The sequence below is a fragment of the Dactylosporangium sp. NPDC051087 genome, from assembly GCF_055586325.1.
Map to the genome: position 1 here is coordinate 1 of NZ_JBVJIJ010000018.1, position 9,405 is coordinate 9,405.

At 74.8% G+C, this 9,405-nt stretch carries 9 protein-coding genes and 1 rRNA gene; 8 read left to right on the plus strand and 2 right to left on the minus strand.

Annotated features, from left to right (window positions below; genetic code table 11):
• Nucleotides 1-86 (plus strand): 5S ribosomal RNA (gene rrf / locus ACZ6TV_RS31065); the annotation flags it as partial.
• A 988-nt stretch (nt 87-1,074) separates the two neighbouring features.
• On the opposite strand, the gene ACZ6TV_RS31070 is transcribed toward rrf, so the two are convergent.
• Nucleotides 1,075-2,382, minus strand: coding sequence for a hypothetical protein (locus ACZ6TV_RS31070; protein ID WP_465300848.1), 1,308 nt, complete (start codon nt 2,380-2,382; stop codon nt 1,075-1,077).
• A gap of 120 nt (nt 2,383-2,502) precedes the next feature.
• Here ACZ6TV_RS31070 and ACZ6TV_RS31075 point away from each other — a divergent pair, with 120 nt between their 5' ends.
• Both ACZ6TV_RS31075 and ACZ6TV_RS31080 read left to right on the plus strand, forming a co-directional pair.
• Nucleotides 2,503-3,435, plus strand: coding sequence for a Replicase polyprotein 1ab (locus tag ACZ6TV_RS31075; RefSeq protein WP_465300849.1), 933 nt, complete (start codon nt 2,503-2,505; stop codon nt 3,433-3,435).
• Entirely contained in the window at nt 3,428-4,450 is a 1,023-nt protein-coding gene (locus ACZ6TV_RS31080) for an HAD-IIA family hydrolase (RefSeq protein ID WP_465300850.1), read from the plus strand. The genes ACZ6TV_RS31075 and ACZ6TV_RS31080 overlap by 8 nt, the downstream gene beginning before the upstream one ends.
• Here ACZ6TV_RS31080 and ACZ6TV_RS31085 read toward each other — a convergent pair.
• Entirely contained in the window at nt 4,447-4,785 is a 339-nt protein-coding gene (locus tag ACZ6TV_RS31085; protein WP_465300851.1) for an SCP2 sterol-binding domain-containing protein, read from the minus strand. The genes ACZ6TV_RS31080 and ACZ6TV_RS31085 overlap by 4 nt on opposite strands.
• A 125-nt stretch (nt 4,786-4,910) precedes the next feature.
• Between ACZ6TV_RS31085 and ACZ6TV_RS31090 the strand changes: the two genes are divergently transcribed.
• From ACZ6TV_RS31090 to recN, 5 genes are all read left to right on the plus strand, one after another.
• Entirely contained in the window at nt 4,911-5,630 is a 720-nt protein-coding gene (locus tag ACZ6TV_RS31090) for a phasin family protein (protein WP_465300852.1), read from the plus strand.
• Nucleotides 5,627-5,848, plus strand: coding sequence for a hypothetical protein (locus tag ACZ6TV_RS31095; protein ID WP_465300853.1), 222 nt, complete (start codon nt 5,627-5,629; stop codon nt 5,846-5,848). Before ACZ6TV_RS31090 ends, ACZ6TV_RS31095 begins: the two co-directional genes overlap by 4 nt.
• Nucleotides 5,848-6,657 (plus strand): TlyA family RNA methyltransferase, encoded by an 810-nt coding sequence (locus ACZ6TV_RS31100; protein WP_465300854.1) that lies wholly within the window; start codon nt 5,848-5,850, stop codon nt 6,655-6,657. Before ACZ6TV_RS31095 ends, ACZ6TV_RS31100 begins: the two co-directional genes overlap by 1 nt.
• A gap of 129 nt (nt 6,658-6,786) precedes the next feature.
• On the plus strand, nt 6,787-7,674 hold the full coding sequence (locus ACZ6TV_RS31105; RefSeq protein ID WP_465300855.1) for an NAD kinase: 888 nt from the start codon (nt 6,787-6,789) through the stop codon (nt 7,672-7,674).
• Between the two features lie 39 nt (nt 7,675-7,713).
• On the plus strand, nt 7,714-9,405 hold a 1,692-nt coding region (recN, locus tag ACZ6TV_RS31110; RefSeq protein ID WP_465301097.1), incomplete at its 3' end, for a DNA repair protein RecN.

Below are 9,405 nucleotides of genomic sequence, written 5' to 3' on the forward strand. Positions count from 1 at the left end.
GTCCCATTCCGAACCCGGAAGCTAAGCCCTCCAGCGCCGATGGTACTGCACCCGAGAGAGTGTGGGAGAGTAGGACGCCGCCGGACAAAATTTCGATTAAGGGCCGCCCTGTCCTAGGGCGGCCCTTAATTCGTTTACCGGGTCGAGCGCATGCGGCGCACCCCGGTCGGGAAGGATGAAGTCGTGACTGCAGGACCCCACGACCGCGACAATCAGGGCGGCGGCGGCAAGGACCGGGGCGAGCGCCCCGCCTCCGGCGACCGCAAACCCCGTTGGACCGGCGCCGACCGCGACCGCGGCTCGGCTTCAGGTTCCCGAACCCCGCGCGACGGCGCCCCGCGGGCCAGCGGCGACCGCTCCGGCGGCTACCGCGACCGTGACGGAGACCGCTCCGGCGGCTCCGGCGGCTACCGCTCAGGTGACCGTACGTCCGGCGGCTACCGTTCCGGCGGCCCTGGCGGCGAGCGGTCCGGTGGCTTCCGCTCCGGTGGCGGCGACCGCTCCGGCGGCTACCGCTCGGGCGGCGCCGGCGGTGACCGTCCGGGTTTCCGTGACGGTGAGCGTTCCGGCGGCTACCGCGACGGCGGCCCGCGCGGCGACCGTGGCGATCGTGGCGACCGTCCGGGTGGCTTCCGTGACCGTGACGGCGCGCCCCGTGGTGACCGTCCGACCGGTTCCGGTGGTTTCCGGGACCGTGACGGTGGCCCCCGCGGCGACCGTACGGGCGGATATCGCGCCGGCGGTGGTGGTTTCCGCGACCGCGACGGCGGCGACCGCCCGAACTTCCGTGACGGTGAGCGTTCCGGTGGGTTCCGTGACGGTGGCCCGCGCGGCGACCGTCCCCCGTTCCGGGGTGGCGCGGACCGTGGCGACCGCCCCGGCTTCCGCGACGGCGCGCCCCGTGGTGACCGTCCGTCCGGTTCCGGCGGGTTCCGTGACCGTGACGGCGGCCCCCGTGGCGACCGTCCGGGTGGCTTCCGCGACCGCGACGGCGCCCCCCGTGGTGACCGGCCCAGCGGCTCCGGCGGCTTCCGCGATCGTGACGGTGGCCCCCGTGGTGACCGTCCGGGTGGCTTACGTGACCGCGACGGCGCCCCCCGTGGCGACCGTCCGTCCGGTTCCGGCGGGTTCCGTGACCGTGACGGCGGCCCCCGTGGCGACCGTCCGGGTGGCTTCCGCGACCGCGACGGCGCGCCCCGCGGTGACCGCGGTGACCGTCCAGGTGGCTTCCGCGACGGTGGCCCCCGTGGTGACCGTCCGACCGGTTCCGGTGGTTTCCGTGACCGCGACGGCGGCCCGCGCGGTGGTGGGTTCCGTGACCGTGACGGCGGCGACCGTCCGGCGTACCGCGACCGTGGCGACCGCCCCGGTGGCTTCCGCGACCGCGACGGCGCGCCCCGCGGCGACCGGCCCAGCGGCTCCGGTGGCTTCCGTGACCGCGACGGTGGCCCCCGCGGCGACCGTCCGGGTGGCTTCCGAGACCGCGACGGCGGGTCCCGTGACGGCGGACCGCGTGGCGACCGTCCCCAGTTCCGTGACAACGCCCGTGGTGACCGTCCGGGCGGCTTCCGAGACCGCGACGGCGCGCAGCGCGGCGACCGTCCGGCCGGCTCCGGTGGTTTCCGTGACCGTGACGGCGGCCCCCGCGGTGGTGGGTTCCGTGACCGTGACGGCGGCGACCGTCCGGCGTACCGCGACCGTGGCGACCGCCCCGGCGGCTTCCGCGACCGCGACGGCGGATCCCGCGACGGTGGCCCCCGCGGCGACCGTCCCGGCGGCTTCCGCGACCGCGACGGCGCCCCCCGCGGCGACCGTCCGGCCGGCTCCGGCGGCTTCCGCGACCGTGACGGCGGCGACCGTCCCGCGTACCGCGACCGTGGCGACCGCCCCGGTGGCTTCCGCGATCGGGACCGCGGCGACCGCCCCGGCGGCTTCCGTGACCGTGGCGACCGTCCCGGTGGCTTCCGCGACCGCGACGGCGGATCCCGTGACGGTGGCCCCCGCGGCGACCGTCCGGGTGGCTTCCGCGACGGCGGGCCGCGTGGCGGCGGGTTCCGTGACGGTGACCGGGGTGGGCCGCGCCGCGACGCTGGGCGGGGCGCTGGGTTCCAGCGGTCCGAGGGCCTGCGGCGCGACGACGCCGGCGGGTACCGGCCGCGGCAGAGCGACCCCGGCTTCGTCGCCGAGGAGGTCGAGGGCGAGGAGACCGTCACCCGCGTCGCGGACCCGGTGCTCGCCGACGACATCGACCCGTCGGAGCTGGACCGTGAGGTGCGCAGCGAGCTGAGCTCCCTCGCCCGGCCCGTCGCCGAGGAGGTCGCCCGGCGGCTGGTCGCCACGGGGCAGCTCATCGACGACGACCCTGAGCTGGCGCTCGCCCACGCGCTCGTCGCGCGGCGGAAGGCGTCGCGGATCGCTGTGGTACGGGAGGCCGCAGGGCTCGCCGCGTACCACGCGGGCGAGTGGCAGACGGCGCTCGGGGAGCTGCGGACGTATCACCGGATGACGGGGCGGCAGACGCACATCGCGGTCATCGCCGACTGTGAGCGGGCCCTGGACCGGCCGGAGAAGGCGATCGACCTCTTCCGGACCGCGGACCGGGAGAAGCTGACCGCCGAGGAGATCGTGGAGCTGCTCATCGTCGCCGCCGGTGCGCGCGGGGACATGGGACAGCACGACGCCGCCGTGGCGATGCTGCAGGTGCGTGAGCTGACGTCGGCACCTGAGGCGGTCTGGGCCGCCCGGCTGCGGTACGCCTACGCCGACGCGCTCCTGCGCGCGGGCCGCCGGGAAGAGGCACGCGAGTGGTTCGCGCGCGCCGCCGACCTGGACGAGGACCTCGCCACCGACGCCGCCGAGCGGCTCCTGGAGCTCGACGGCATCACGCTCGACGGCGACGATGACGACGACGAGGACCTCGCCGACGCCCACACCCCCGACCGCGACCACGACGAGGACGCCGAGGACGACGACCGCGACGAGGACGACGAAGACGACGCCGGCGACTACGACGACGGCGACGACGGCGACGACGCGGACGACTACGACGACGAAGACGCGGACGACGAGGACGACGACCGCGACGACGAAGACGACTACGACGACGAGGACGACGAGGACGACGAGGACGACCGCGACGACGAGGACGACGACCGCGACGACGAGGACGCGGACGACGATGACTACGACGACGAAGACGACCGCGACGATGACGACTACGACGACGAAGACGACGAGGACCAGGACGGCGCGGACGACGACCGCGACACCGACGCGCCCGTCGGGGACGACGACCGGGTGACGGGCGCTGGCCGTACACGCGACGCAGCTGAGACGGCGAGCGGCGACGCGGACGACGACGACCGCGACGGTGACGCCACCCCCGAGCACGGCACCGGGACCGACGGTGACGACAACGGGACGAAGCGTGCCTGACGGGCAGACCACCGGGGCCCCCGCCGGCGCAGCCGCCGGCGGGGATCTCGTCAGCCACTACGACCTGGTCATCTTCGACCTCGACGGGGTGCTGTACCTCGTCGACCAGGTGATCCCCGGCGCCGCCGAGGCGTGTGCGCGGCTGCGTGAGCGGGGGATTCCCAGCGCGTACGCCACCAACAACGCCTCACGGCTGCCCGGTGACGTCGCGGCGCTGCTGACCCGGATCGGCATCCCCGCCGAGGTGCGGGAGGTCGTGACGTCCGCGCACGCGACGGCGCTGCTGCTCGCGGAGCGGTTCGCGGCCGGGACGCCGGTGCTGATCCTGGGCGCTCCGGCGCTGCGGGAGGAGGTCGAGGCCGTCGGGCTCCGGCCGGTCACCGTGGCGGAGGAGGCCGAGGTGGTCGTGCAGGGCTACGGGCCCGACGTCGCCATGCGGGACCTCGGCGACGCGTCGGTCGCGATCCGGGGCGGCGCGAAGTGGATCGCCACGAACGCCGACAAGACGCTGCCGTCGCCGCGCGGGCCGCTGCCCGGCAACGGGTCGCTGGTCGTGGCCATGGCCACGGCGCTCGGGCGGCAGCCGGACACGATCGTCGGCAAGCCCGACCCGACGCTGTTCCTGGAGGCGGCGCGGGAGCGGTCCGCGACGCACCCGATCGTCGTCGGCGACCGGCTCGACACGGACATCGAGGGCGCGTACCGGGCGGGCATGGACAGCCTGCTCGTGCTCACCGGGGTGAGCGACGCGGCCGAGCTGCTCGCCGCGCCGGTCGAGCGGCGGCCCACGTTCATCGCCGAGGACCTGGCGGGGCTGTTCGAGACGGCACCGCAGGCGGGGACGAACCAGTGGCGGGTCGACGACCACGGCGACCGGTGGGTGCTGTCCGGCGACGGGCGCCGCGTCGACGCGTTGAAGGCGCTGTGCGCGGTGGCGTGGGCGGCCGGCGAGGTCCGGCCGGTGACCGCGAAGGGCGAGGCCGCCGCGGCCGCCCTGTCGTGGATGGGGATCTAGAGCAGTTTCCGCAGCTTCAACAGGTCGAACACGCCGGCGTCGATCTTGATCCGGCCGCTGGTCCAGGCCTGCATGACGTTGAGCTCACCGTTGACGAGGGCGACGAGGTCGTCACTGGAGGCGGTGAGCTTGATCTTCGCGCGGGGGTCGTCGCCGTCGGTCAGGCCGGAGATCTGCCCGCCCTGCAGCTGACCGTGGAACGCCACGCCGAGGTCCGTGACCCGGCAGGCGAGGGAGCGGTCGAAGTCGAGCTTCTCCCTGGCCGCCGCGGCGTTCTCGGCGAGCTTCGCCGCGAGCTTCTGCAGCGCGGCGCGGCATTCCTCGACCGTGGCCATCTTTTCCCCGTTTCCGTGCATTCAAATGTCCAATGCGGACACTTGGATTGTGACCGTACCGTACGGCGTCACGGACCGCCCGGTAGCGTGAGCAGCGGTACACCACTAGGAGGAGAGGCGCGAGCATGGCTCAGGAAGCCTGGCGGGCATACCTGGAACTGGCCTACGGCATGACCGAGTCGACGACGAAGAAGGCGACCAAGACGGTCCGCCGGCTCGTCGGCAGGAGCGGCGCGACGGCGGAGCAGCTCCAGGTGATGGCCGAGGACCTCGTGAAGGCCGGCACGGCCAACCGTGAGGCGATGACCAAGCTCGTCCGGTACGAGCTGGACCGCGCCCTCGGCGCCGTCGGCCTCGCCACCGCCGAGGAGGTCGCGGCGCTGACCAGCCGCGTGCACGAGCTCGAGGCGCAGCTGAAGGCGGCGGCGAAGTCCGCGGCGGCGGTCGAGCCGGAGCCGGCGCTGCCGGTCGGTGCCGAGGTCGTCGAGCCGGAGCCGGCCGCGACGCCGGCGGTGACGGCCGCGAAGAAGACGGTGGCGAAGCGCGCGGTCGCCAAGAAGGCCGGCCCGGCGTCCGACGTGCTGCCCGTGAAGAAGGCCGCGCCCGCCGCCGCCAAGACCGCGCCCGCCGCGAAGGCCGCGCCCGCCGCGAAGGCCGCGCCCGCCGCGAAGACCGCGCCCGCCGCGAAGGCCGCTCCGGCCGCCGCGGTCAAGACGGCGCCGGCCAAGCGGGGCGCGCCGGCGAAGAAGGCGGCGGCGAAGGCCGCGGTCGAGCAGATCGCCGCGGCGTCCGACGTGCCGCCGGTGAAGAAGGCCGCGCCGCGTAAGCGGTCGTCGTCCTCGTGAGCAGCACCCCTCAGCCCGTCCCGCGACCGGGCGGGCAGCCGGGCTTCCCCGGCGGGCCGATGCCCGGTCCGCCGGGTGCCGCGGCGCTCGGGCGGGTCGAGGCAGCGGTCGAGGCCCTCAACGGGGTAGCGTCGCTGCCGTTGCAGCGGCAGGTTTCGGTGTACGCCGAAGCCCACCGCGCGCTGCAGGAGACATTGGGCACGATCGAGGAACGGTGATGGCGCGGCGGACACGACTCGATGCCGAGCTGGTGCGCCGCGGCCTGGCCCGCTCACGGGAGCAGGCGGCCGCGTTGATCGCCGAGGGACGCGTCGAGGTGCGGGGCGTCCTGGCCGGGAAGGCCGCCGCCCAGGTCGACCCGGCCGACCCGGTCAACGTCCTGTCCGCGGCCACGGGCGACGACTACGTCTCCCGTGGCGGTCACAAGCTCGCCGGGGCGCTCACGGCGTTCGAGGCGCTGCCGGTACAGGGGCGGCGCTGCCTTGACGCCGGAGCTTCCACCGGCGGGTTCACCGACGTGCTGCTGCGCCGCGGGGCGGCCTCCGTCGCGGCCGTCGACGTCGGCTACGGCCAGATCGCGTGGTCGCTGCGCACCGACGAGCGGGTCACTGTGATCGAACGCACGAATGTGCGCACGCTCACGCCGGACGTGATCGGCGGTCCGGCCGACCTGACCGTCGCCGACCTGTCGTTCATCTCCCTGCGGCTCGTCCTGGAGGCTCTCGCAGCCTGCACGGCGGCCGACGGTGATCTGGTACCGATGGTGAAACCGCAGTTCGAGGTCGGCCGGGAGCGCGTCGGCGAGGGTGGCGTCGTGCGGGATCCGGCGCTGCGGGCGGAGGCGGTGCTGGACGTGGCCGCCGTCGCCGCCGGGCTCGGCCTCGGCGTCGCCGGGGTGACGGTCAGCCCGCTGCCGGGACCGTCCGGCAACGTCGAGTTCTTCCTCTGGCTGCGCCGCGACGCGCCGCCCGTGTCACCCGACGCGGTGTACGCCGCGGCCTCCGTGCCGGAAGGGCGGCTTTCGTGAGCGGTCCGGAGCGCAGCGCAGTGACCGGTCACCATGGGCGCAGTGTGGTCTCGCGGCGGCGCCGGAGCGTAGCGGAGGTGGCGGCGTGAGCGGTCCGCAGCGGCGCTGGAGCGCGGCGGAGGTGGCGGCGTGAGGGAGGCCCTGCTCGTCACCCATACGGGGAAGCGGAGCAACAACGAGCACGCCCGGACCGTGGCCGCGGACCTGCTCGACAACGGCTTCACGGTCCGGGTCCTCGCCGAGGAGGCCGGCGAGCTCGACATCCCCCGCGCCGTCCTCGTCAGCGGGGAGACCGCCGCGCAGGGCGTGGAGATCGTGTTCGCGCTCGGCGGCGACGGCACCCTGCTGCGGGCGGCGGAGCTGGCCCGGCCCGCGAAGGCGCCGCTGCTCGGCATCAACCTCGGCAAGGTCGGGTTCCTCGCCGAGGCCGAGATCGGCGACGTCGATAAGGCCGTCCGTGAGGTCGTCGAGCGGTCGTACACGGTGGACGAGCGGCTCACGATCGATGTCTTCGCCGAGCACGACGGTCACCCGGTCGGGTCGTCGTGGGCGCTCAACGAGGTGACGGTCGAGAAGGGCGCCCGGGAGAAGATGCTGGAGGTGCTCGTCGAGGTCGACGGCCGCCCCCTGTCCCGCTACGGCTGCGACGGTGTCGTGTGCGCCACGCCGACGGGTTCCACGGCGTACGCGTTCTCGGCCGGCGGCCCGGTCGTGTGGCCGGAGCTGGAGGCGCTGCTGCTGGTGCCGATCAGCGCGCACGCCCTGTTCAGCAGGCCTCTGGTCATCGCGCCGTCCTCGACGATCACGGTCAACGTCGAGCCGTTCACCAGCTTCGCGCTGCTGTCCTGCGACGGCCGGCGGGTCATGGACCTCGCCCCCGGATCGACGGTCACCGTCCGGCGCGGCGCCCTGCCCGTCCGGGTGGTCCGGCTGCGTGAGCGACCGTTCACGGACCGCCTCGTCGCGAAGTTCGGCCTGCCGGTCGACGGTTGGAGACACAACAAACGGCACGGCTGAGTGGAGAAGTGTCGTACCCCGCAGCTAGTGTCTGTCACTGTGCTGGAGGAACTCCGCATTACCGGACTTGGCGTGATCGAAGACGCCACACTGCCCCTTGGCCCGGGCCTGACCGTCATCACCGGCGAGACAGGCGCGGGGAAGACCATGGTCGTGACGAGCCTCGGTCTGCTGTTCGGCGGTCGCGCCGACGCGGGCCGGGTCCGTGCCGACCCTGGTCGCGCCACCGTCGACGGCCGCGTCAAGCTGCCCGCGCACCTGCGCGCGGCGGTCGAGAGCCGCATCGTGGACGCCGGCGCCGAGGTCGACGACGACGGCACCCTGCTGATGAGCCGCACCCTGACGGCCGAGGGCCGCTCCCGTGCGCACGTCGGCGGCCGCACCGTGCCCGTCGCGGTCCTCGGCGAGGTCGGTGAGCGCGTGTTCGCCCTGCACGGCCAGTCCGACCAGCTGCGCCTGCTGCGCCCGGCCGAGCAGCGCGCCGCCCTGGACCGTTACGCGGGACCGGAGCACGAGAAGCTGCTGGGGCGCTTCGCCGAGCTGTACACGCGCTGGCGCGCGGTCGAGGACGACCTCGCCGACCGCCGCGCCAACGCCAGGCAGCGCAGCCAGGAGGCCGACCTGCTCCGGCTCGGCCTCGACGAGATCAGCCGCGTCGACCCGCAGCCCGGCGAGGACGAGCTGCTGCGCGAGGAGGCGCAGCGCCTGGAGCACGTCGAGGGCCTGCGCAGCGCCGCACAGCTCGCGCACGTGTCGCTGACCGGCACCGGTGACGGCGACGACGTCGTCGACGTGCTGAGCCTGCTGTCGACGGCCCGGCGCACCCTCGAGGCGCAGACCGGCGTCGACCGGGTCCTCGGCGAGCTCGCCGCCCGCCTCGACGAGGTCGCCACCCTCGCCGGTGACGTCACCACCGAGCTCGGCAGCTATCTCGCCTCCCTGGACGCCGACCCCGGCCGCCTCCAGGAGGTCTATGAGCGCCGCGCCGCGCTGCGCGCCCTGACCCGCAAATACGCCGAGGACGTCGACGGCGTCGTCGCCTGGGCCGACCGGGCCCGCACCAAGCTCGGCGAGCTCGACACCTCCGACGAGCTCCTCGAAGAGCTCGACAAGGAGCGCCGCCGGCTGCACGGCGAGGTCGCCGAGGTCGCCGCGACCCTGTCCGCGGCCCGCCAGGAGGCGGCCGGCAGGTTCGCCGCCGACGTGACCGTCGAGCTGGCCGGCCTCGCCATGCCGCACGCCCGCATCCACGTCGTCGTCGCCCCCAAGGCCGCCGGCGGCGGCCCCACCGTCCCCACCGCCGACGGCACCGACGCCGGCGTGGGCCCCGACGGCGCCGACGACATCGAGCTGCGTCTCCTGCCGCACCCGGGCGCCCCCGCCCAGCCCCTGCAGAAGGGCGCCTCCGGCGGCGAGCTGTCCCGCGTCATGCTGGCGATCGAGGTCGTCTTCGCCGGCGTCGGCGGCCCGCCCACCCTGGTCTTCGACGAGGTCGACGCCGGCGTCGGCGGCACCGCGGCGGTCGAGATCGGCAAGCGGCTGGCCCGCCTCGCCCGCGACCACCAGGTCCTCGTCGTGACCCACCTGCCGCAGGTGGCCGCGTTCGCCGACCGTCACCTGGTCGTCGCCAAGGACACCGGCGGCGCCGTCACCACCAGCGGCGTCCGGGTCGTCGAGCACACCGACAGGGCGCGGGAGCTGGCCCGGATGCTGGCCGGCCTGCCCGACTCG

Coding starts and splice junctions, on each gene's coding strand:
- ACZ6TV_RS31075 (WP_465300849.1), top strand. CDS start 2,503: ATGACGGGGCGGCAGACGCACATCGCGGTCATCGCCGACTGTGAGCGG.
- ACZ6TV_RS31100 (WP_465300854.1), top strand. CDS start 5,848: ATGGCGCGGCGGACACGACTCGATGCCGAGCTGGTGCGCCGCGGCCTG.
- ACZ6TV_RS31085 (WP_465300851.1), bottom strand. CDS start 4,785: ATGGCCACGGTCGAGGAATGCCGCGCCGCGCTGCAGAAGCTCGCGGCG.
- ACZ6TV_RS31090 (WP_465300852.1), top strand. CDS start 4,911: ATGGCTCAGGAAGCCTGGCGGGCATACCTGGAACTGGCCTACGGCATG.